Origin of the sequence: Bacillus sp. EKM208B (assembly GCF_011800725.1) — a bacterium.
In the GTDB taxonomy this organism is placed as follows: domain Bacteria; phylum Bacillota; class Bacilli; order Bacillales; family Bacillaceae; genus Bacillus; species Bacillus velezensis.
On sequence record NZ_JAANHO010000006.1, the window covers coordinates 262,717 to 283,767 of the forward strand.

The window sequence follows — 21,051 nt, forward strand, 5'->3', positions numbered from 1 at the left end:
CAGCCACGAGAGACTGGACCTTGACTATACGCCTGAAATGGAAAAAGCGATGCAGAAGTCAAACGGCATCGGCTACGAGGAATACGGACGGCGTCTTTCAAAAAGGATGGAAGTCGAACGGCAGAGGGAGCTTGATTATCAAAAAAGCAAGTTCCTCGCAGCGCAGCTTAATGAGAAAATCGGTCAGTAAAAAAGGGTGGATTTCCGCCCTTTTTCTGTTTCAAACAGCTTTAATTACGCCTTGATCTTTGATAAACTTTAGGAATGTTCCGGGTAATATAAAAAGTTGTATTTACTTTTCATTTGTTATAAAATTAGAATGAGAATAAATTGAGAATAATGATTATATATTTTGGAGGTATAGATATGGCTGCTTCAACATTAACGATCAAGGATCTTCACGTTGAAATCGAAGGAAAAGAGATCTTAAAAGGTGTAAACCTTGAAATAAAAGGCGGCGAATTCCACGCTGTCATGGGGCCGAACGGTACCGGTAAATCCACGCTCTCAGCAGCGATTATGGGACACCCGAAATACGAAGTTACAAAAGGCAGCATCACGCTTGACGGCAAGGATGTACTGGAAATGGAAGTGGACGAGCGAGCTCAGGCGGGTCTTTTCCTTGCGATGCAGTACCCAAGCGAAATCAGCGGTGTGACAAATGCCGATTTCCTTCGCTCTGCGATTAACGCACGCCGTGAAGAAGGCGATGAAATTTCTCTTATGAAATTCATCCGCAAAATGGACGAAAACATGGAGTTCCTTGAAATGGACCCTGAAATGGCGCAACGTTACCTGAACGAAGGTTTCTCAGGCGGGGAGAAAAAACGCAACGAAATCCTTCAGCTTATGATGATCGAGCCGAAAATCGCCATTCTTGACGAGATCGATTCAGGTCTTGATATCGATGCGCTTAAAGTCGTTTCTAAAGGAATTAACAGAATGCGCAGCGAAAACTTCGGCTGCTTAATGATAACTCACTACCAGCGCCTTCTGAACTACATCACGCCTGATGTCGTTCACGTTATGATGCAGGGACGCGTAGTGAAATCCGGCGGCGCGGAGCTTGCACAGCGCCTTGAAGCGGAAGGTTATGACTGGATTAAACAAGAACTAGGCATTGAAGACGAAACTGTAGGCCAAGAAGCGTAAGCGTTAGGGGGATAATCATGACATTGGAAACGAAACTATCCGTAGATCAGGAATATGTCAAAGGCTTTTCCGAAAAGCATCAAGAACCTGCCTGGCTGAAAAACCTGCGCTTACAGGCTCTTGAAAAAGCTGAAGATCTGCCGCTGCCTAAGCCTGATAAAACAAAAATCACAAATTGGAACTTTACAAAGTTCAACAAGCATACAGTAGAAAATGCGCCGCTTGCTTCTTTAGAAGATTTAGCTGATGAAGCAAAAGCGCTGATCGATATCGAAAACGAAGACAAAACGTTATACGTGCAGCGTGACCAAACGCCCGCTTTTCTTTCTCTTTCTAAAGAACTGAAAGACAAAGGCGTCATCTTTACGGACATCTTAACGGCTGCCCGTGAGCACAGCGACCTTGTTGAGAAGTATTTCATGAAAGACGGCGTTAAGGTCGACGAACATAAACTGACTGCGCTTCATGCAGCATTAATGAACGGCGGGGCATTCCTTTATGTTCCTAAAAACGTTCAGGTGGAGACGCCTGTTCAGGCCGTTTACGTTCATGAAAGCAATGACACGGCATTGTTCAACCACGTGCTGATTGTCGCTGAAGATCACAGCTCCGTCACTTACGTTGAGAACTACATCAGCACGGTGAATCCGAAAGAAGCTGTATTCAACATTATCAGTGAAGTGGTCACAGGCGATAATGCCAGCGTGACGTACGGCGCCGTTGACAACCTGTCAGCAGGCGTCACAACATACGTCAACCGCCGCGGAGCCGCGCGCGGACGCGACAGCAAAATCGAGTGGGCGCTCGGACTGATGAACGACGGCGACACGATTTCTGAAAACACGACAAACCTCTACGGTGACGGCACATACGGCGATACGAAAACCGTAGTTGTCGGAAGAGGAGAACAGACGGAAAACTTTACGACGCAGATCATCCACTTCGGTAAGGCTTCTGAAGGCTATATCCTGAAGCACGGAGTCATGAAAGATGCCGCATCTTCCATCTTTAACGGAATCGGCAAAATCGAGCACGGCGCGTCTAAAGCAAACGCTGAACAGGAATCCCGCGTTCTGATGCTGAGTGAAAAAGCACGCGGAGATGCAAACCCGATTCTTTTAATTGATGAAGACGATGTAACTGCAGGACATGCGGCATCTGTCGGCCGTGTGGACCCGATCCAGCTTTACTACTTAATGAGCCGCGGAATTCCGAAAGAAGAAGCGGAGCGCTTAGTCATTTACGGATTCCTTGCTCCGGTGGTAAAAGAGCTTCCGATTGAAGGAGTTAAGAAACAGCTCGTCTCCGTCATCGAAAGGAAAGTAAAATAATGAATATCACCGATATTCGTGAACAGTTCCCGATCCTTCATCAGCAAGTGAACGGACATGACCTCGTGTACCTTGACAGCGCGGCGACTTCCCAGAAGCCGCGTGCTGTCATTGAAGCAGTGGATCAGTATTACAACAAATACAACTCCAATGTCCACAGAGGCGTTCATACTCTTGGCACGAGAGCGACAGACGGCTATGAAGGTGCGCGTGAAAAAGTCCGTAAGTTTATCAATGCGAAGTCAATGGCTGAGGTCATTTTCACAAAAGGCACGACAACTTCACTGAATATGGTGGCGCTGAGCTATGCCCGCGCCAGCTTAAAACCCGGTGATGAAGTGGTCATCACCCAAATGGAGCATCATGCGAATATCATTCCATGGCAGCAGGCTGTCAAAGCAACCGGCGCGACTTTAAAATATATCCCGATGCAGGAAGACGGCACGCTTTCGTTGGACGACGTCCGGCAGACTGTCACAAGCCATACGAAGATCGTGGCAGTCGCTCATGTGTCAAACGTGCTCGGCACGATCAACCCGATTAAAGAGATCGCCAAAATCGCTCATGACAATGGCGCGGTCATCGTGGTGGACGGGGCGCAAAGCACACCGCACATGAAAATCGACGTTCAGGACTTGGATTGCGACTTCTTCGCGCTTTCTTCCCATAAAATGTGCGGCCCGACGGGAATCGGCGTGCTGTACGGCAAGAAAGAACTGCTTGAGAATATGGAGCCGGCCGAATTTGGCGGCGAGATGATCGACTTTGTAGGGCTTTATGAATCAACTTGGAAAGAGCTTCCGTGGAAATTTGAAGCAGGCACGCCGATCATTGCAGGCGCGATCGGATTGGGAGCCGCGATTGATTTTCTTGAAGAGATCGGACTCGACGAGATTTCCCGGCATGAGCATAAGCTTGCAGCCTATGCGCTTGACCGTTTCGAGCAGCTAGACGGCGTGACGGTATACGGTCCGAAAGAGCGGGCGGGACTTGTGACATTTAATCTTGATGAGGTTCACCCTCATGATGTCGCGACTGTCCTCGATGCTGAGGGCATTGCGGTCAGAGCCGGCCATCATTGCGCCCAGCCGCTCATGAAATGGCTGGATGTATCTGCTACTGCGAGAGCGAGTTTTTATCTGTATAATACAGAGGAAGAGATCGATAAGCTCGCGGAAGCCCTCCAAAAGACAAAGGAGTACTTTACAAATGTCTTTTAATGCAAATTTAGATACATTATACAGACAAGTGATCATGGATCATTACAAAAATCCGCGCAACAAAGGGGTTTTGGATGACAGCATCGTCGTCGATATGAACAACCCGACTTGCGGCGACCGGATCAGACTGACAATGAAGCTTGACGGCGATACCGTTCAGGAAGCGAAGTTTGAAGGAGAAGGCTGCTCCATCTCCATGGCTTCAGCTTCCATGATGACGCAGGCGATTAAAGGAAAAGATATTGATACCGCCCTTTCCATGTCTAAGATTTTCTCAGACATGATGCAAGGGAAAGAGTATGACGACTCAATAGATCTCGGGGATATTGAAGCCCTTCAAGGCGTTTCGAAATTCCCGGCCCGGATTAAATGTGCCACCCTTTCATGGAAAGCACTTGAAAAAGGAGTCGCTGGCGAAAAAGGCGGCAATTAAAAGATTGGAGTGAAAATGGATGGCTAAAAAAATGCCTGAAATTGGTGAATACAAGTACGGTTTTCACGATAAGGACGTTTCCATTTTCCGTTCAGAGCGCGGATTGACAAAAGAAATCGTAGAAGAAATTTCACGCATGAAAGAAGAGCCTCAATGGATGCTTGATTTCCGCCTGAAATCTCTTGAGCATTTCTACAACATGCCGATGCCGCAGTGGGGCGGGGATTTAAACTCTTTAAACTTTGACGAAATTACGTATTACGTAAAGCCGTCTGAGCGTTCAGAGCGTTCTTGGGATGAAGTGCCTGAGGAAATTAAACAGACATTCGACAAACTCGGTATTCCTGAAGCTGAGCAAAAATACCTTGCCGGTGTTTCTGCACAGTACGAATCCGAAGTTGTGTACCACAATATGAAAGAAGATCTTGAAGAGCAAGGCATCGTCTTCAAAGACACAGACAGCGCGCTGAAAGAAAATGAAGACATTTTCCGCGAGCACTGGGCGAAAGTTATCCCGCCGACTGATAACAAGTTTGCGGCGCTGAACTCAGCTGTTTGGTCCGGCGGATCTTTCATCTACGTGCCTAAAGGCGTGAAGGTTGAAACACCGCTTCAAGCTTACTTCCGCATCAACTCCGAAAACATGGGTCAGTTCGAACGTACGCTGATCATCGTTGACGAAGAAGCAAGCGTTCATTACGTAGAGGGCTGTACGGCTCCTGTGTACACAACAAACTCGCTTCACAGCGCGGTTGTTGAAATCATCGTCAAAAAAGGCGGCTACTGCCGTTATACAACAATTCAAAACTGGGCGAACAACGTTTACAACCTAGTAACGAAACGTACGGTTTGTGAAGAAAACGCGACGATGGAATGGGTTGACGGAAACATCGGTTCTAAATTGACGATGAAATATCCGGCTGTCATTCTGAAAGGTGAAGGCGCGCGCGGCATGACGCTTTCTATCGCTCTTGCGGGCAAAGGACAGCATCAGGACGCGGGTGCGAAAATGATTCACCTTGCACCGAATACGTCATCCACAATCGTATCAAAATCGATTTCCAAACAGGGCGGAAAAGTAACATACCGCGGTATCGTCCACTTCGGACGAAAAGCGGACGGCGCCCGTTCAAACATCGAGTGTGATACGCTCATTATGGATAACAAATCAACTTCTGATACAATCCCTTACAATGAAATCCTGAACGACAACATTTCATTGGAGCACGAAGCGAAAGTATCAAAAGTTTCTGAAGAACAGCTTTTCTACTTGATGAGCCGTGGTATTTCTGAAGAAGAAGCAACAGAAATGATCGTTATGGGCTTCATCGAGCCATTCACAAAAGAACTTCCGATGGAATACGCAGTTGAAATGAACCGTTTGATTAAATTCGAAATGGAAGGCTCCATCGGTTAATAGTAAAACCCCGCCATATGGCGGGGTTTTTTGTTTATTGAATAGTGAAATTACCGTATTCGCTTGACCGGACATGAATCGGCCCGTTTAAATTGTAGTTCTTCTCTTTGACAATATCTCGGAAAACGTCGACACGGGCAACCGATTCTCTCCATTCATCCTGAGTGTCCTCATCTGACGGATTCATCAGATCGTCATAGCGCACATCCAAGAATTTATTGAGCCATTTCTTTTCATCAGTTCCGTCTTTCGGTGACCCGCCCATTTTTTTGTTCGTGCGTTTAATCAGGGCATAAAAGGAGTCCGGATCATCGCCGTCGCCATGCTGAATCACCGTATCGTACATCACTGCTTTTGCCAAGGCCGTTTTCAGTCCGGCATTTTCTGAACGTTTCATCGCCGGCTGATAATACAAGCTGTCATTTACCTTATCTTGGGCAGCGCGGAAGGCTTTATCATTGCCAAGTGAGCGCCAGGCAGAAGCGAATCCTTTCAGATTGCTGATGTCATCGCTTTCGTCCTTCGCAAGACGCCGCAATTCAGGCAAATACTTTTTCAATTTGTTATTCGGCACCGCTTTCGTGTATACTTCGACTACTTCCAGCGCATCTCCGGTAGCCGTCGTAAAGCCGGCCCGCCCGCAAGTGTAACCTCTTCCGTCATCCAACGCTTCAACATATCCGTATTGGATTTCCGTCTTTCCGTTTTCAAAGATGCTGGTCAGCTGTTCCGCCCGGCGCTTCTGATCCTTATTCAGCCCGGCCGCAAAAACCGTACCGCTCATCATCAGGGTAAAAAACATGGTGAAAATAAGAGATGAAACCGCCGTCTTCTTCCAAAAACCTGCTTTTTTCTTCAAACTGATTTTCATTGCCATACCCCTTTCATATGTAAGTTACGCACTCAGTATACATGAGGGGGTTGTTTTTTTGTTGAAAACACACGAATTTGTCAATATTTTGAATCCTAAGCCCTATCCGGCGCTTCATAAAAAGAACGCACCTTCATCAGACAGACAATCCCGTTCTCGCGTCATTCTCATCTGTAACATAGTCAACGCGGTGAAACCCGCATTGTACAGCCTGCTGATAAAGGGCTTCGAGCATAACCGGATCTTTGCAATATAACGTTACATACGAGCAATCTGCAATGAGAAGCACAAGCTCACAGGAACTCTCCAAATATTCCTCATACGTATTGATTTCCGTTACCATCCCGCCCGGGAAAGCTTTCAATTCAGCAAAAATCATATAATAAGGGTTTCCTTCCAGACGCTGACGGAGTTCTTGACCCTGAATGATGCGCTGATTTTGCGGAAACAGGTCTGTATCGGTGCCTTCTTTGAACTCAATATACGCCTCTCCATCACCGATAAACCACGTATAAGAAGAGATGGGGAACGGTTGTAATATATCTGCCGCAAACCGTCCGAACTCATTTGGGATGTTAAATGTAATGCCGCGTTTCATAATAAAATGAGGAAATCGAATAACTAATGACTGACTATTTTGAAATTAAATCCATAGGAGCTTTATTTTATTACTGTAAAATTGCTATAATAATAGCTAATATGTTTCTAAATTGGAGGACTATTGTTATGAAGGGGAAAAAGATCATTATTTGTTTATTGGTCATCTGTATTATTTTCATAATCAGTTTGTTTTTTATTAAGAATAATGAAACTCCTGATTCAGCGAAAAAATTTAATACTGAACAGGAAGCTTTACAGTATGCTAAACAAGAATCACCTTATATCACTGATTTTATATATGAAACAAAGGAAATTGACAATGAAAAAGTTGTGATATACAAATTTGAAGAAAATAAACAAATGGGTGTAGGAACAGGAACATTGGCATGGAAAGATAAAAAAGTTATATGGGTAAAGAATGGGAATGGTGTAGCGCTTAAAAATCAGAATAATAAGACAGATATTTCATTTGATGTAAAGTCGTATTCAGGTAAAAAATATAAGTTATATGCTGGATTTAACAAAACGAAAAATCTGAAAATTGAAACTCAGACAGATAACAATGTAACCCCTCATGTGGATAAGAAATCTGGAATATATTATTTGTTAATTCCTAGTATAAATTAATCACACCTAGTTTACAAAAATATACTTCTCTGGTAATATTTTAATGTGTCATAAAATAAGGAGGGTGTATATGAAAAAGAAAGTTACGCTTTTGATTGCAGTTTTCGTGGTATTTTTGATGGTTTTTGGAAATCCCTCGAAAGGATTCGCTGTCGAGCAATATACTATTAATCTATCTGATTCAAATGTAGAAAAATTTTATGATGAGGAACAAGGTGCAGTAATCGCACCATTCAAAGCGTCAGAACATGGGCTTGTACCTGTTTCAAAAGATGAATATGAAAAAACGACTGAAATAAAAGAAAACGAAGATTTAGAGAATGAGTTTGTTGTTTCTGAGGAAAGTAATGACGAATTAGAATTTAAGCCCTATGCTGACGTTGATCTTAGATATTGGAGATATAAAGAAAAATCAGCCACTAAATATTATGGTGACCCTATTAAAGTTTCAGCAACAATTAAGTGTACTACATCATCGTGCAGAGTAGATAAACAGACGCAAGCTACTGTATCTAAGTCTTACAGTGTTAATGCTTCATCAGAAATTCAAGCTATAAACTATGGAGCTAGTTTTAATTTTACGTCAGCAAAATCTTATTCTACTACATATTCCTTTACGCTCAAAAAAGGCCAATCTGGATATATAGCCTTTAAACCATACAAAAGAAAGTCTACAGGTACCCTAACGCAGTATTCTACAATGCATGGTAAAATCAGCAGTAAATCAGCCTATGGAAGATCAGCGATTAAGATGAAAACTGGAGAAGCTGATGGATACTATACTTTTGTTTTTACTAAAAAATAGTATGATAGATCAGTTTATATAGTGGAAGGATAATAGTGATAATGCCTTTATCCTCTCAATAAGGACGGGGCTTGATACTTAGCCGCGTTCTTTGATGTTCTCTTTTGTTCTTGATCTGTATATACGTTGATTATGACTTTTGAATTGATACTGGCTGCTGTTTGAAAGCTTGCGATTGTCGATTTAGGGTCTGTGTTTTCTTCACATCCATGATGATTTACGTTTAAGACATCACCTTTTCTCTATTGATAGATGGAATCTTTGATAGGAGAGCGAAGAGATTGGTCGACCTTCTGCTTTTTCATATGGGGGCAAAAGGTCGAAGCAAAGCGCTCCATTTGTTAAAATAAATAAGACAAAACAGATAGAAAAGGTGTTACACATGAAGTCTTATATGATTATCGGGGCCGGCATTCTCGGTGCGTCCGCGGCTTATCATCTCGCAAAGGCCGGGGCGGATGTAACGGTCATTGACCGGAAACACCCGGGGCAGGCGACTGACGCCGCGGCGGGGATCGTCTGCCCGTGGCTGTCACAGCGCCGCAATCAGGCATGGTATGCGATCGCAAAAGGCGGCGCCCGTTATTATGAACGATTGATACAGCAGCTTGAAGCTGACGGAGAAACAGAAACCGGTTATCAAAAGGTCGGAGCCGTCAGCCTCCATACGGATGAAAAAAAGCTCAGCCAAATGGAGGAAAGAGCTTATAAAAGAAGAGAGGACGCTCCTGAAATCGGTGACATTACAAGACTGGCTCCGGCAGAAACGAAGGCGCTGTTCCCCGCGCTGTCGGAGGAATACGGGGCGGTTCATGTCAGCGGCGCGGCCCGGGTGAACGGGAGGGCGCTTCGTAAGGCGCTGTTAAATGCGGCCGTTAAGCACGGAGCGGCTGTTTACAATGAAGAAGCGTCAATATTGACAGAGGACGGTGCCGTCATCGGTGTGAAAACCGCAGAACGCACGCTTACTGCCGACCAGGTTCTCGTAACGGCCGGCGCTTGGGCGAGAGAGCTGCTTGAGCCGCTCGGCATCCGTTTTTCAGTATCATACCAAAAGGCGCAGATCGTTCATTTAGAGCTTCAGGGAGAGGAGACGGGCGGCTGGCCCGTCGTCATGCCCCCAAACGATCAATACATTCTCGCCTTTGACAGCGGCAGAATCATAGCGGGTGCGACTCATGAAAACGATACCGGCATGGATTTGCGGGTGACGGCCGGCGGCCTCCGCGAGATTTTTGACAAAGCATTAACCGTGGCGCCGGGCCTTTCAGACAGTACTGTAATAGAGACAAGAGTCGGTTTCAGGCCGTTTACTCCCGGTTTTCTTCCCGTCATCGGCAAAGTGCCGAATATCAGCGGACTCCTCGTTGCCAACGGGCTGGGCGCCTCAGGACTGACGAGCGGGCCGTATCTGGGGGCTGAACTGGCGAAACTCGCGCTCGGTCAGCAGACGGAAATTGATTTAAGCCTTTATGATCCGGCCGGGGCGCTTGAATAAAAAATAGCTTTTGGCGCATTCTTATGATAGGATGGAGCTTTAATGAATAAGAGGACGTGACCCATTTTGATAAAAATAAACCTTCCTGCTCCTGATGTAACCATTACGGAACGGCAGCAGTCACCGTCGGAGAATGAACCGGCGATTAAAGCGATTTACGGTTTCATTGATTTTCACCAAATTCCGAGAGACAAAGGCGGCATATTTATGTTTTATAACATTCATGATGAACTGCTGTTTGTCGGGAAAGCCCGTAAATTAAGACAAAGAATCAAAAAGCATTTTGAAGACAATGTGTCGCCTGTTAAACATCACAGGGACGAAGTGTATAAAATTGAAGTATGTGTCGTAAATGATCCGATGGAAAGGGAGATTTACGAAACGTACGCGATCAATACCCTTCAGTCGAAATACAACATTGAGAAAGTATTTTATAAATAAGAAAAACCGGAGCCCTTAAGCTCCGGTTTTCTTTATGTTTACAGTGCCAGCCACATCACGGCAATATGCACAATCAGCAGACAGTAAACGACGAGGAATAGCTGGACGACCTTTTTTCTGAATAACATGCAGATCATCATGAGCACAGGAAAAATCAGGACGCCGGCCGTTTTATTGATTGATGTATTCGGACGGTTTGACACGTCATAGTGAATGGCCATATCAGCAGGAAGAAACGGATAAAACACAATCGACAGAATAAAGGCGAGAACCACAGCTCCCCACAGCACTTTATCATTCATCAAAAACATATGAACACTCCTTTTTACATATAATAGTATATTAGTTCGAAAAATCTAATTTATCAATATTTTACCTGTTGATTGGTGTATAATCATGTCAATGAAATTTCCATACGCTAGGAGGGTTTCAATTGACTGACAAGAAGCAAACCAGCATGTTTTCATTCTTTCTTTTTATCATGGCCGCCTGGATCATCGTTTTGTTTTTTACCGTCATCGCGGCACTGCCAAGCTCCGCCATCCAATTAACCAAGCATCAATCCAAAACCGTTTCCATGATTTATCCGCAAAGCTGGGGATTTTTCAGTAAAGATCCGAGAGAAGACAGCTTGAACATCTATCTTCTTGATGCCGATGAGGAGCTCAGATGGCCGAATAATTCTCTGAAAAATGTGATCGGTTTAAACCGCTACGGGCGGACGCAAGGGATAGAGCTCGGCCTTATGCTGGAAAAGCTGCCTTCCAAAGAGAAGTGGAATGACTTTTCGGCTGGCCAAGACTTTAAGGATACCACATTTCTGAAAATGAAAAATGAGTCCCCCTCCCCAAGGCTGAAAGGGAAAATGATCATTACATATGAACGCATTACCCCATGGGCATGGAGCCAGCATACCGAAACGAAAAGAACCATCAAAAAATACATCGGAGTGGATGTCAATTGATTCAGGATGCAAAAAAGCAGCTCACCTTATGGATGATGAAGAATCCGCCTTGGACAAATGTGTACGGGCTTGCCAGAAGCTTAATCGCCCTCGGCACGCTGCTGACATTGCTGTTCAATCCGGCATCTGTCTTCTTTAAAACGCAAAATCAAATGCTCAGTTTTTCCGACACGTTCAGCTTGTTTCTGCTGTTTCCCGATTTCCGTTACATTGAGATCGTCAAAGCCGTTTGTATCTGTATGTTAATCCTTGTCGTCATTGGCTGGCGGCCGCGAATCACCGGTTTTTTTCACTGGTGGATTTCGTACAGCTTCCAAAACTCCGCCGTTACCCTTGACGGAGGAGATCAGGTGGCTGCCGTTTTTACACTGCTGCTGCTCCCGCTGACGTTAACCGATCCGCGGAAATGGCACTGGTCTCCGTACGAGGCGTCTTTTGAGAAAAGGCCGCTTGAGCCTTATTACCGCTCCTTGTGCTGGGCGACGCTGACAATCATCAGAATACAGGTCGCAATGCTGTATTTTAACTCCGTCATTGCCAAACTGATGGAAGAAGAGTGGCAGAACGGAACTGCCGTTTATTACTATTTGAACGATCCGATGCTGGGTCTGCCGGATGCGCTTCACGGTCTGTTTGACTTTATCCTGCAATCCAAGCTTGTCATCATCCCGACTTGGGGCACGCTTATTGTGCAAACCATTATGTTCTGCGCTTTGTTCGCTCCGAAAACATATTGGCGTCTGATATTGTTTATATCCATTTTTATGCACGAAATCTTTGCCGTTATGCTGGGGCTTACCTCGTTTTCCATTACGGTGGCTGGTATTTTGGTCCTGTTTTTGGTGCCGGCAGAGAAAACAGTAGCTTTGAACCATTACAATCCCCTTTTTATCAGATACAATTTTTTCAATAAAAGGAAAAGGAGGAAATTATATGGTTAAAAGCAAGAAGTCCGCAGCTGCCATGATGCTGGTGTTTGTTTTAATGGTTGCATTAGTCGGCCCGCATGCCGCGGCGAAAACTGAGCCATCCGTCTCTTATTCGGGTGAAGACATTTTTTCCGGCATCTTTTTCGGACAAGGTGAGGTCGCAAAGCTCCTTCCTGAAGTATGGGATACCAAGGCTGTCAAAAAGATTGATCAGGATGAATTAAAGCAAGTTTCCGATCAGGTGATCGCTGATATTAAAAAGTCATCGCCGGATTATTTTAAAGAGTTGAAAGCGGCGGTCTACAGCGGCGATTATGAGAAAGTGAACAGCGTCATTGATCAAGGTTCGCAGATTATGGCGAAAGTGCTGAAAGAAGAGTTTGACAAAAAGAGCATGGACAAAGGAAAATCAACGGCCATCGGCCAATGCGCAACGGCTGTATGGGTATTTTTAAACGCGGCGGCCGCCATTGAGACGATCGCTCTTGCGGTAGCGGCCATCATTTTGACAGTAGCAAGCGTTGACGAAGATTCCGACTTAGGAAAAGAGCAGCTCATCGCTAATGTCGTTGACCGCATTAACGCGCAGCACTGAGGCTGAAGAAAGAAAACGCTAAGGAGACGTACCTTAGCGTTTTTTTGATTGAAGCATCTGTTTTAAATATGCTTCTGAATCAAAGCCGAGTTCCTCGTCGGCTTCTTTTTTCAGTTCAAGCTGAAGTCGCACGTACGTGTCATATTTCGGGCTGAGCTTTTGAAGAAGATTGCTAAAAGGCGATCCCGCCTTCAGCGCGGGCAGATCAGAAGCGGATTCTCCGACCTTGATCAGGCTTTCTCTGTATTCTTCATCTGTCTGCACTCTTTTCACAAGCTGAATGATGATGTTTTTATGAGTGTCCCAAGTGGCAGGGTCTCTCTCCAAAATCCGCTCGATAAATTGGTCATGCTGGACTTTGTGCTGCTGGAGCTGAGCCGGATCCTCCTTGCCGACCAGCTGCATCATCGGGTGTTCAGCCGGAACTTCTTCCATATCATCCAATACTTTAATAAGCTCCGCCCATATCGCTTTTTTCTCATCTGTATCAATAGAAAAGTCGAGGAACGGTTCAAACAGCGCGGCGATAAATTCTCCGAAATCTCCCGGGAACAGTTTTTTCAGCTGAAGTCCCATATACTTCGGTTCATCTATTTTGACCTCGCCGATATCATGCAAAATTGAATCGACATTTTCCGCATCTTCCACGCGCTTGATCAGCATTTCAGTCAGTTTCCGTTCCTGCTCAAGCTCTTCAATCTGCCGGCTGAGCTTTTGATGCTGCTGGCGCAGTATATCATGCAGACTGCTGCCCTCTAAGAGGAACGCTTTAATATCGCTTACAGACAGTGCCAGCATTCGGAGGGCGGCAATCATTTTCAGCGTATTCACGTTCTGAGCGGAATACTCACGGTATCCGTTATCAGGGTTTTTGCTGACGGTGATTAAACCTTCCTGCTCATAATATTTGATGGCTTTTTTCGTGAGACCCGTCTGTCTGGCGGCTTCTTTTATATTCATTCTGAATCACTCCCTGCTTTTCATTCTAAACGTGTCTCTAAGGGTCAGGTCAAGAGAGGGCGGGTAATAAGACGGGTTTATTTTATATTTTAGAAATTTCAGAAAATATGATTGACAACGCACCTTTGTTGCGATTAATATAACGTTATATAATGTTATATAACGTTATATAATAAAACACTGAGGAGTGAAGGATTTGAGTCAAACTGCCGCACAAGTGAATCACAAGGTTCAGGCTTTCTTGGATGATCTGAAAGGAAAAACGATTGACCACGTCTTTTTCGTCGCTTGCGGGGGTTCTTCAGCCATTATGTATCCGAGCAAGTACGTGTTTGACAGAGAGGCGAAAGCCATCAGCTCTGATCTCTACAGTTCAAATGAATTTATTCAGCGCAATCCCGTTCAGCTCGGAGAGAACTCTCTCGTGATTTTATGTTCTCATTCAGGCAATACGCCGGAAACGGTGAAAGCCGCCGGTTTCGCCAGAAAAAAAGGCGCGCTTACGATTGCGATGACCTATGAGCCTGATTCGCCGTTAGCGAAAGAAGCCGAATATGTCGCGGTTTATGACTGGGGTGAGAACGCACAGGCGATAAATACGAATTACGGGGTTCTGTATCAAATCGTGTTCGGCGCTTTACACGTGCTGGAAAACCATCCCGCGTTTGAGCAGGCGATCGACGGACTCAATAAACTCCAGACCGTATATAACAAAGCGCTTAAACAAGAAGCGGATCACGCAAAGGCATTCGCGAAAGACCACGAAAAAGAAGATATCATTTACACGATGGCAAGCGGTGCGAACTACGGCGTCGCTTACTCCTACAGCATCTGCATTCTCATGGAAATGCAATGGATTCATTCCCACGCCATTCATGCCGGAGAATATTTTCACGGACCGTTCGAAATCATTGATGAATCCGTTCCATTTATTATCCTGCTCGGCTTAGACGAAACAAGACCCCTTGAAGAGCGGGCGCTTTCCTTCTCAAAAAGATACGGCAAAAAACTGACTGTGCTTGATGCGGCAGCATATGATTTTTCCGGAATTGACGATTCTGTAAAAGGCTATCTGGCTCCTCTCGTATTAAACCGGGTGCTCAGAAGCTATGCGGATGCGCTGGCGGAAGCAAGGAACCATCCGTTAAGCCAGCGGCGTTACATGTGGAAAGTCGAATATTAAGAACGCGCATTATATTTCACCGGACTATAATGACATATAACGTTATAGTCCGGTGACAAAGGAGGAAAAGCATCTGAAAAAGCTCATCTGCCTGTTCGTTCTGTTAGCCGTATGTCTGTCAGCCGCCGCCTGTTCAAGCCAAAGCAGTTCCTCTGACGGAAAAGTGACCTTGAAGTTTTTTCACAGGTGGCCGAAGGAGCCGGAAAAAAGCTATTTTGAAGAAGCGGTCAAAGAATTTGAAGCCGCTCATCCGGATATTCATATCCAAACGGAAGCGGTCTTAAACGATTCTTATAAAGACAAGGTGAAAGTCATGCTCGGAACAACGAGCCCCCCTGATATTTTCTTTTCATGGAGCGACCGGTTTGCTTATAAATTCATCAAAGGAGATAAAGCCCTCGATCTGTCGTCTTACTATCAGCAGGATAAAGATTGGTACTCACAGCTTGTGCAGTCACAAATCAAACCCTTTACTCATGACGGAAAACAGTACGGTGTTCCGTGGCAAATGGACGCTAAATCATTCTTTTATAATAAGGACATTTTTCATACATTACATTTGAAGCCCCCGGCGACATGGGATGAACTGATCACAGTCTCTGAGAAATTGAAAGAGAACGGATATATTCCGATCAGTTTCGGCACAAAAGCGCCTTGGACGATTTCTCATTATATCGGGACGCTGAACCAGCGTATGGTGGATGAAAAAACGCGGGCGAAGGATTACAGCCCGGAAACCGGGGAGTTTACGGACGAAGGCTATGTCAAAGCGCTTGAAAAGCTTCAGGAACTGCTGCCGTACTTTACAAAGCACGTGAACTCCGTTGATCACGAATACGTGCGCCAGCAGTTTACAAGCGGCAAAGCGGCGATGATTTATGCGGAAACGGCAGAAATTAAGCTCGTCGAACCGGTCAATCTGGGCTTGTTTCCTTTCCCGAAAATCAGCGGCGAAAAGGGATCTCCCCGTGCACTGACCGGATCTCCGGAAGGATTTATGATTTCCTCAAAAACGAAGCACCCGAAAGAAGCCATGGAATTTCTTCAGTTTTTAACCTCGAAAAAAATGGGAGAGAAGCTGATAAAAGACGTCGGTAAATACAGCGCGGTTCAAGGAACGGCGACAGAAAACAATTCCACCCCGATCCAGCGCGAAGCCGTGCAGGATATCGTCCGCGCCGAATCAATGGTGCCCTGGTTTGATATGGATGTTGACGTTGAAATCGCCGATGTGTATGCGGCAGGCGTTCAGCAGATGCTCGGCGGCACAATGACACCGCGCGAGGTGATGAATTCCGTGCAGAAAGCGGCGCGTCAGGTCAGAGCGTCATCTGAATAGAACAGATTTCTTTGGAGAAAGGAGATGAGGATTTCCTTGGTCAGCCGAAAACGTTTCATTCCGTATCTGTTTCTCGCGCCCGCGCTGATTTTTCTGCTGTTCGTTTACATTCCGATTATTGAGAATGTGTTTTTCAGTCTGTTTGAATGGAGCTCATTTCAACCCGAAAAGACGTTTATCGGTTTGAAAAATTATATTGACCTGTTTCACGATCCCGTGTTTTTTACAGCACTCCGCAACAATGTGCTGTATGCGGTCATATCGCTGATTTGCCAGGTTGGCGGCGGCTTAATTCTGGCGGCCGTGCTGGAAGACAGATTGGTAAGAAAATGGTCGCCGTTTTTCCGCACGGTCTTTTTTCTTCCGGTCGTTATTTCCATGACCGTTATTGCGCTGTTGTTTGATTTTATTTATAACCCGGAAATCGGTCTCTTGAATCAGCTGCTGGAAGCCGTCGGACTTGATGAACTGACCCGGGCGTGGCTGGGCGATGAAAACACCGCTATGCTGTCTGTCATTTTTGTGTCTCAATGGCAGTCTGTCGGTTACATCGCCATGCTGTACATTGTCTCGATTCAGAGCATTCCCGCTGAATTATATGAATCGGCGCAGCTGGACGGAGCCGGAAAAATCCAGCAGTTTTTTCACATTACGGTGCCGCAGACGAAAGAAATGTCGTTTGTTGCCGTGGTGATGACGCTGACCGGCGCATTTACCGTATTTAATGAACCGTATATTCTGACCGGCGGAGGGCCGGGCAATGCTTCAGAAGTGCTGAGCACATTTTTGTATAAGAGCGCTTTTACAAAGGATATGATGGGCTACGCTTCTGCGATCGCGACGGTGGTGCTTTTGCTGACGCTTGCTCTGTCGCTTATTCAGATGAAATTCTTTAAGACCGGAAAGGAGGAGTAGCCGATGCTTCCTGAAAAGACGGACTTGCGTCATGCCCGTCAGGCCGTCAGAACAGGCGGAAAACCGAGAAAATGGTATGTCGGGGAAACGTCTGTGTGGCTGTTTCTCTTTATCTACCTCATTGCCGTTGCTTATCCGCTGTTATGGATGGCGGTCAGCGCCTTTAAAAGCTCGGATGAGATTTTTGAGCACAGCTGGTCGCTGCCCTCTGTCTGGCATCCCGAAAACTTCGTATCCGCATGGAACCAAGGGATTTCCGCTTATTTTATGAACAGCGTCATTGTGACCGTGCTGACTTGTCTCATCACCGTATTTGTGAGCGCCTGGGCGGCATACGGGCTGGCCCGTTTTCAATTTAAAGGAAAAGGGTTTGTGCTGATCATTTGTCTTGGCGGCTTGATGCTGACGCCGCAGGTCAGTCTTGTGCCGCTGTACTCCATTATCCAGTCATTGGGACTGTACAATACGTATTGGGCATTGATTCTTCCGTACGCCGCCTATCGTATTCCGTTTACCGTGATTCTGATCCGTTCCTATTTTTTGTCGATTTCCAAAGAGCTTGAGGAGGCTGCCTATCTGGATGGATGTACAAGTTTCGGAATATTTTTCAGAATATTCTTACCTATGAGCGTGCCGATTCTGGTGACATCAGGCATTTTGACGGCTTACCATACATGGAATGAGTTTATGTTTGCGATTATTTTTATCGATGATGAAAATTTACGGACGATTCCGGCCGGGCTGATGCAGTTCAGAGATGCGCTGCAGACGGATTGGGGCGTGCTGCTGGCCGGGCTGACGATTTCTGCTGCTCCGATCATCGCGTTGTTTTTATTGATGCAGAGATATTTTATCCGCGGCATTGCAGCGGGAAGCGTGAAAGGATAAGGAGGATGAAAAGATGAAACTGATAGCGGCCGGAGATAATGTAGTAGATTATTATCAGGATCAGGAGACGTTTTACCCGGGCGGAAATGCGTTAAATGTAGCCGTGCTTGCCCGGCGCTTAGGCCACGAAACTTCTTATATCGGGATTCTCGGCAGTGATGAAGCGGCGGATCACGTATTGAATGTGCTGAAACTGGAGAAGGTGAATGCCGATCTGATCCGCCGGGCATACGGAGAAAACGGGATGGCGGTCGTCACGCTTGATGAAAGAGGGGACAGGATATTTGCCGGATCAAATAAAGGCGGCGTGCAATCGCGTCTGACGCTCGCTTTTCAGGAGAATGACATCTCATTTATCGCCGGACATGATCTGCTGCATACGAGCGTATACAGCAGGATAGAACGTGACCTCCCGATGCTGAGCGGCCATGCGCCGATTTCCTTTGACTTCTCTGTAAAACGTGACGAAGCCTATTTAGAAGCAGTCTGTCCGTACGTGACGTATGCGTTTTTTTCCGGGAGTGATTTGAGTGAAAGTGAATGTGTGCGGCTTGCCGAAAAAGCCCGCGGTTTCGGAGCGAAAATCGTCTGTCTGACAAGGGGAGAATATGGCGCGGTGTTATCGGATGGGGAACGCGTCTATCATCAGCCGGTGGTAAGAGCTGATATAATAGATACATTGGGCGCGGGTGATTCATTTATCGCCGGGTTTCTTACCGATTTCTTCGAGCATCAGGATATTCGGCGAGCGCTTACTGCGGCCGCCGGGACGGCTGCCAAAACATGCGGAGGGTTCGGAGCGTTCGGTTACGGGCATCCCTACAGGCCGGGCGGCGGGAAAAGCAGTGAAAAAACGAGAATACGATAAGCATTGTCTCGTTTTTTATACTTGTTACGCATAGGGACTGTTAATGGTAAACGTGACGCGGTCGGTATGCATTACAAACAGCGAGCTGTATATCGGCTGGTCTTTTGACATAAAAGCGGTTTTGTCAATTTCAAAAAGCGCATCCCCGATATCACAAGCCAGATAGCGGCTTTCTTCCTGCTTGGCGTATACGACATTTAACAGCTTCGTATTATGGGTTGGCACCACCTGATAGTGCTGTTTCAAAATGTCATGCATCGACACGCCGCCTTTAATATGCTTGCCGATGTCGGGAAATAAACTGAGCGGATAGTGGGCGATTTCGAATGAGAGCGGCTGGTCGTCGTGAAATAAAATGCGTTTTAATTCAAGAACGGGACTTTCGGAATCGACGCGAAGTTTTTGGGCGATGGATTTAGGCGCTTCAATGATTTCATGAGAAAGGATCTGGTGTTTCGGTTTTTTCCCCGTTGATTCCATAAATTCAGAGTAGCCGTTGACCGCGATGAGCTCCCGCTTCAGTTTAGGGCTTTTAACGAACGTTCCCTTTCCCTGCTGCCGGACGAGCCAGCCTTCTTCCACAAGATCAAGGATGGCCTTCCTGACCGTTATGCGGCTCACGTTGTACGTTTCGCACAGCTCATTTTCAGTCGGCAGTTTTACGGACGGCGAATAAACGCCCTTCTTGATATCGTCCGCGATAATTTGTTTCAGCTGAATATATAAAGGTTTCGAGCTCCCGTTATTTAACAATGGGACGGACCTCCTTTGTCAAGTAGTAGTACTATTATATGTATTATGACGTTATAATACAAATTTGCTTTTCATTTATGAATCTGTCAGAAACCCCGAACATTTTTAACATAACAGAAAGATGTGGCGGTTTCCAGTATTGGAGGAGGTTTCGAATGGCATCATTAACATTTGACCATATCAAAAAAACATACGGCGCCCAATCGGCGGCAGTGAAGGATTTTCACTTAGATGTAAAAGATGAGGAGCTGCTGGTGCTTGTCGGTCCCTCCGGCTGCGGCAAATCTACGACACTCAGAATGATTGCCGGACTGGAGAGCATTTCTGAGGGGAAGCTTTATATCGACGGAGACGCGGTAAACGATCTGCCCCCGAAGGATCGTGATATCGCGATGGTTTTTCAGAATTACGCGCTGTATCCCCACATGACGGTTTTTGACAATATGGCGTTCGGTTTGAAGCTCAGAAAGCTGCCGAAAAAAGAAATCGCAGAGCGAGTCCGGACGGCCGCTGATATTTTGGAAATCGGGCATCTGCTCAAGCGGAAACCGAAGGCTCTTTCAGGCGGGCAGCGGCAGCGGGTTGCGCTCGGCCGGTCGATCGTGCGGGAGCCGAAAGTGTTTCTGATGGACGAGCCGCTTTCCAACTTAGATGCGAAATTGCGAGTGACGATGCGCGCCGAAATCAGCAAGCTCCATCAGCGTTTGAAAGCGACCATCGTTTATGTGACGCATGATCAGACGGAAGCGATGACAATGGGCGACCGGATTGTCGTGATGAATGAAGGAGATATTCAGCAGGCCGCAAGCCCCCATGAGATTTATCATTATCCGGCGAATATGTTTGTGGCGGGTTTTATCGGTTCTCCGAGTATGAATTTTATAAAAGGCCTCATTGAAGAAAGTCACGGGCAATGGTATTTTGCCGGTTCGTCCGTTCGTCTGCCCATTCCGAAAGAAAAAGCGGCCGTTCTTGTGCAGAAAGGATACAGCGGTAAGGAGATGATTGCGGGGCTGCGTCCGGAGCATTTGACGCTTGCCGGACAATCAGAGCACCCGCCTGAAGCGGTGTGCCGCGCTGTGGCGGAAGTATGTGAAAACTTAGGCGCGGAGATGTACGTTCATGCGGTGAGCGGAGGTGACCGCATGACGATCCGTCTTGACGGCGCTTCACAGGTGAAACCCGGCGATGCCATTCTGCTTGCGGTCAATATGAACCGGGCCGTCTTTTTTGATGCCGACACTAAAAACGCCGTATATTGA

At 46.1% G+C, this 21,051-nt stretch carries 23 protein-coding genes and 1 pseudogene; 19 read left to right on the forward strand and 5 right to left on the reverse strand.

Going from position 1 to position 21,051, the window contains the following annotated elements:
• Positions 1-37: 37 nt before the first annotated feature.
• The 6 genes from G9F75_RS13235 (at position 38) to sufB (ending at position 5,553) form a co-directional block, all read left to right on the forward strand.
• Positions 38-190, forward strand: a complete 153-nt coding sequence (locus G9F75_RS13235; protein WP_167409142.1) for a YuzK family famiily protein — start codon at positions 38-40, stop codon at positions 188-190.
• 176 nt (positions 191-366) lie between these two features.
• Complete coding sequence (gene sufC / locus G9F75_RS13240) at positions 367-1,152, forward strand: Fe-S cluster assembly ATPase SufC (RefSeq protein ID WP_003327022.1); 786 nt, start codon at positions 367-369, stop codon at positions 1,150-1,152.
• Between the two features lie 17 nt (positions 1,153-1,169).
• On the forward strand, positions 1,170-2,483 hold the full coding sequence (sufD, locus tag G9F75_RS13245; RefSeq protein ID WP_003151874.1) for a Fe-S cluster assembly protein SufD: 1,314 nt from the start codon (positions 1,170-1,172) through the stop codon (positions 2,481-2,483).
• Entirely contained in the window at positions 2,483-3,703 is a 1,221-nt protein-coding gene (gene sufS / locus G9F75_RS13250; protein WP_014418823.1) for a cysteine desulfurase SufS, read from the forward strand. The genes sufD and sufS overlap by 1 nt, the downstream gene beginning before the upstream one ends.
• The gene (gene sufU, locus G9F75_RS13255; protein WP_003151877.1) at positions 3,693-4,136 is read left to right on the forward strand and encodes a Fe-S cluster assembly sulfur transfer protein SufU; all 444 of its coding nucleotides are present in this window, start codon (positions 3,693-3,695) and stop codon (positions 4,134-4,136) included. Before sufS ends, sufU begins: the two co-directional genes overlap by 11 nt.
• Positions 4,137-4,155: 19 nt before the next feature.
• The gene (gene sufB, locus G9F75_RS13260; protein ID WP_007410090.1) at positions 4,156-5,553 is read left to right on the forward strand and encodes a Fe-S cluster assembly protein SufB; all 1,398 of its coding nucleotides are present in this window, start codon (positions 4,156-4,158) and stop codon (positions 5,551-5,553) included.
• A gap of 34 nt (positions 5,554-5,587) precedes the next feature.
• On the opposite strand, the gene csn is transcribed toward sufB, so the two are convergent.
• Together csn and G9F75_RS13270 are read right to left on the reverse strand one after the other, a co-directional pair.
• The gene (csn, locus tag G9F75_RS13265; RefSeq protein WP_003151879.1) at positions 5,588-6,424 is read right to left on the reverse strand and encodes a chitosanase; all 837 of its coding nucleotides are present in this window, start codon (positions 6,422-6,424) and stop codon (positions 5,588-5,590) included.
• Between the two features lie 136 nt (positions 6,425-6,560).
• Positions 6,561-7,022, reverse strand: a complete 462-nt coding sequence (locus tag G9F75_RS13270) for a DUF2691 family protein (RefSeq protein WP_154817931.1) — start codon at positions 7,020-7,022, stop codon at positions 6,561-6,563.
• A 128-nt stretch (positions 7,023-7,150) separates the two neighbouring features.
• Here G9F75_RS13270 and G9F75_RS13275 point away from each other — a divergent pair, with 128 nt between their 5' ends.
• From G9F75_RS13275 to G9F75_RS13290, 4 genes are all read left to right on the forward strand, one after another.
• Complete coding sequence (locus tag G9F75_RS13275) at positions 7,151-7,651, forward strand: hypothetical protein (protein ID WP_154817930.1); 501 nt, start codon at positions 7,151-7,153, stop codon at positions 7,649-7,651.
• 70 nt (positions 7,652-7,721) lie between these two features.
• Positions 7,722-8,456, forward strand: coding sequence for a DUF6060 domain-containing protein (locus G9F75_RS13280; RefSeq protein ID WP_014418820.1), 735 nt, complete (start codon positions 7,722-7,724; stop codon positions 8,454-8,456).
• Positions 8,457-8,838: 382 nt separating this feature from the next.
• Entirely contained in the window at positions 8,839-9,954 is a 1,116-nt protein-coding gene (locus G9F75_RS13285; RefSeq protein ID WP_110124340.1) for an NAD(P)/FAD-dependent oxidoreductase, read from the forward strand.
• A gap of 66 nt (positions 9,955-10,020) precedes the next feature.
• Positions 10,021-10,395: a nucleotide excision repair endonuclease gene (locus tag G9F75_RS13290; RefSeq protein ID WP_007410094.1), complete on the forward strand. Its 375-nt coding sequence runs from the start codon at positions 10,021-10,023 to the stop codon at positions 10,393-10,395.
• 38 nt (positions 10,396-10,433) lie between these two features.
• Here G9F75_RS13290 and G9F75_RS13295 read toward each other — a convergent pair whose 3' ends face one another.
• Entirely contained in the window at positions 10,434-10,706 is a 273-nt protein-coding gene (locus G9F75_RS13295; RefSeq protein ID WP_007410095.1) for a DUF1648 domain-containing protein, read from the reverse strand.
• 122 nt (positions 10,707-10,828) lie between these two features.
• On the opposite strand from G9F75_RS13295, the gene G9F75_RS13300 reads away from it, so the two are divergent.
• The 3 genes and pseudogenes from G9F75_RS13300 (at position 10,829) to G9F75_RS13310 (ending at position 12,883) form a co-directional block, all read left to right on the forward strand.
• Complete coding sequence (locus G9F75_RS13300; RefSeq protein WP_017418969.1) at positions 10,829-11,359, forward strand: SdpA family antimicrobial peptide system protein; 531 nt, start codon at positions 10,829-10,831, stop codon at positions 11,357-11,359.
• Between the two features lie 32 nt (positions 11,360-11,391).
• Positions 11,392-12,208 (forward strand): annotated as a pseudogene (locus G9F75_RS13305) (sporulation-delaying protein SdpB family protein); the annotation flags it as partial.
• 84 nt (positions 12,209-12,292) lie between these two features.
• Entirely contained in the window at positions 12,293-12,883 is a 591-nt protein-coding gene (locus tag G9F75_RS13310; RefSeq protein WP_007410098.1) for a sporulation delaying protein family toxin, read from the forward strand.
• Positions 12,884-12,916: 33 nt separating this feature from the next.
• On the opposite strand, the gene G9F75_RS13315 is transcribed toward G9F75_RS13310, so the two are convergent.
• Positions 12,917-13,843 (reverse strand): MerR family transcriptional regulator, encoded by a 927-nt coding sequence (locus G9F75_RS13315; protein WP_021493997.1) that lies wholly within the window; start codon positions 13,841-13,843, stop codon positions 12,917-12,919.
• Between the two features lie 196 nt (positions 13,844-14,039).
• Here G9F75_RS13315 and G9F75_RS13320 point away from each other — a divergent pair, with 196 nt between their 5' ends.
• The 5 genes from G9F75_RS13320 (at position 14,040) to G9F75_RS13340 (ending at position 19,036) form a co-directional block, all read left to right on the forward strand.
• A complete protein-coding gene (locus tag G9F75_RS13320) occupies positions 14,040-15,026 on the forward strand; it encodes an SIS domain-containing protein (protein ID WP_104678952.1) in 987 nt (328 codons plus the stop codon).
• A 73-nt stretch (positions 15,027-15,099) separates the two neighbouring features.
• On the forward strand, positions 15,100-16,365 hold the full coding sequence (locus G9F75_RS13325; RefSeq protein WP_167409145.1) for an ABC transporter substrate-binding protein: 1,266 nt from the start codon (positions 15,100-15,102) through the stop codon (positions 16,363-16,365).
• A gap of 24 nt (positions 16,366-16,389) precedes the next feature.
• Positions 16,390-17,280, forward strand: coding sequence for a carbohydrate ABC transporter permease (locus tag G9F75_RS13330; RefSeq protein WP_012118373.1), 891 nt, complete (start codon positions 16,390-16,392; stop codon positions 17,278-17,280).
• 3 nt (positions 17,281-17,283) lie between these two features.
• Entirely contained in the window at positions 17,284-18,168 is an 885-nt protein-coding gene (locus G9F75_RS13335) for a carbohydrate ABC transporter permease (protein ID WP_003151895.1), read from the forward strand.
• A 13-nt stretch (positions 18,169-18,181) separates the two neighbouring features.
• Entirely contained in the window at positions 18,182-19,036 is an 855-nt protein-coding gene (locus G9F75_RS13340) for a PfkB family carbohydrate kinase (protein WP_029973611.1), read from the forward strand.
• A gap of 24 nt (positions 19,037-19,060) precedes the next feature.
• Here the strand turns inward: G9F75_RS13340 and frlR are convergent, their stop codons facing one another.
• The gene (gene frlR, locus G9F75_RS13345; protein ID WP_014418812.1) at positions 19,061-19,789 is read right to left on the reverse strand and encodes a transcriptional regulator FrlR; all 729 of its coding nucleotides are present in this window, start codon (positions 19,787-19,789) and stop codon (positions 19,061-19,063) included.
• A 155-nt stretch (positions 19,790-19,944) separates the two neighbouring features.
• Here frlR and G9F75_RS13350 point away from each other — a divergent pair, with 155 nt between their 5' ends.
• Positions 19,945-21,051 (forward strand): ABC transporter ATP-binding protein, encoded by a 1,107-nt coding sequence (locus tag G9F75_RS13350; protein ID WP_094296269.1) that lies wholly within the window; start codon positions 19,945-19,947, stop codon positions 21,049-21,051.

Coding starts and splice junctions, on each gene's coding strand:
- G9F75_RS13330 (WP_012118373.1), top strand. CDS start 16,390: ATGAGGATTTCCTTGGTCAGCCGAAAACGTTTCATTCCGTATCTGTTT.
- G9F75_RS13350 (WP_094296269.1), top strand. CDS start 19,945: ATGGCATCATTAACATTTGACCATATCAAAAAAACATACGGCGCCCAA.
- sufB (WP_007410090.1), top strand. CDS start 4,156: ATGGCTAAAAAAATGCCTGAAATTGGTGAATACAAGTACGGTTTTCAC.
- G9F75_RS13340 (WP_029973611.1), top strand. CDS start 18,182: ATGAAACTGATAGCGGCCGGAGATAATGTAGTAGATTATTATCAGGAT.
- sufU (WP_003151877.1), top strand. CDS start 3,693: ATGTCTTTTAATGCAAATTTAGATACATTATACAGACAAGTGATCATG.
- sufC (WP_003327022.1), top strand. CDS start 367: ATGGCTGCTTCAACATTAACGATCAAGGATCTTCACGTTGAAATCGAA.
- G9F75_RS13275 (WP_154817930.1), top strand. CDS start 7,151: ATGAAGGGGAAAAAGATCATTATTTGTTTATTGGTCATCTGTATTATT.
- G9F75_RS13335 (WP_003151895.1), top strand. CDS start 17,284: ATGCTTCCTGAAAAGACGGACTTGCGTCATGCCCGTCAGGCCGTCAGA.
- G9F75_RS13315 (WP_021493997.1), bottom strand. CDS start 13,843: ATGAATATAAAAGAAGCCGCCAGACAGACGGGTCTCACGAAAAAAGCC.
- sufD (WP_003151874.1), top strand. CDS start 1,170: ATGACATTGGAAACGAAACTATCCGTAGATCAGGAATATGTCAAAGGC.
- G9F75_RS13285 (WP_110124340.1), top strand. CDS start 8,839: ATGAAGTCTTATATGATTATCGGGGCCGGCATTCTCGGTGCGTCCGCG.
- G9F75_RS13310 (WP_007410098.1), top strand. CDS start 12,293: ATGGTTAAAAGCAAGAAGTCCGCAGCTGCCATGATGCTGGTGTTTGTT.
- sufS (WP_014418823.1), top strand. CDS start 2,483: ATGAATATCACCGATATTCGTGAACAGTTCCCGATCCTTCATCAGCAA.
- G9F75_RS13280 (WP_014418820.1), top strand. CDS start 7,722: ATGAAAAAGAAAGTTACGCTTTTGATTGCAGTTTTCGTGGTATTTTTG.
- G9F75_RS13295 (WP_007410095.1), bottom strand. CDS start 10,706: ATGTTTTTGATGAATGATAAAGTGCTGTGGGGAGCTGTGGTTCTCGCC.
- csn (WP_003151879.1), bottom strand. CDS start 6,424: ATGAAAATCAGTTTGAAGAAAAAAGCAGGTTTTTGGAAGAAGACGGCG.
- G9F75_RS13270 (WP_154817931.1), bottom strand. CDS start 7,022: ATGAAACGCGGCATTACATTTAACATCCCAAATGAGTTCGGACGGTTT.
- G9F75_RS13235 (WP_167409142.1), top strand. CDS start 38: ATGGAAAAAGCGATGCAGAAGTCAAACGGCATCGGCTACGAGGAATAC.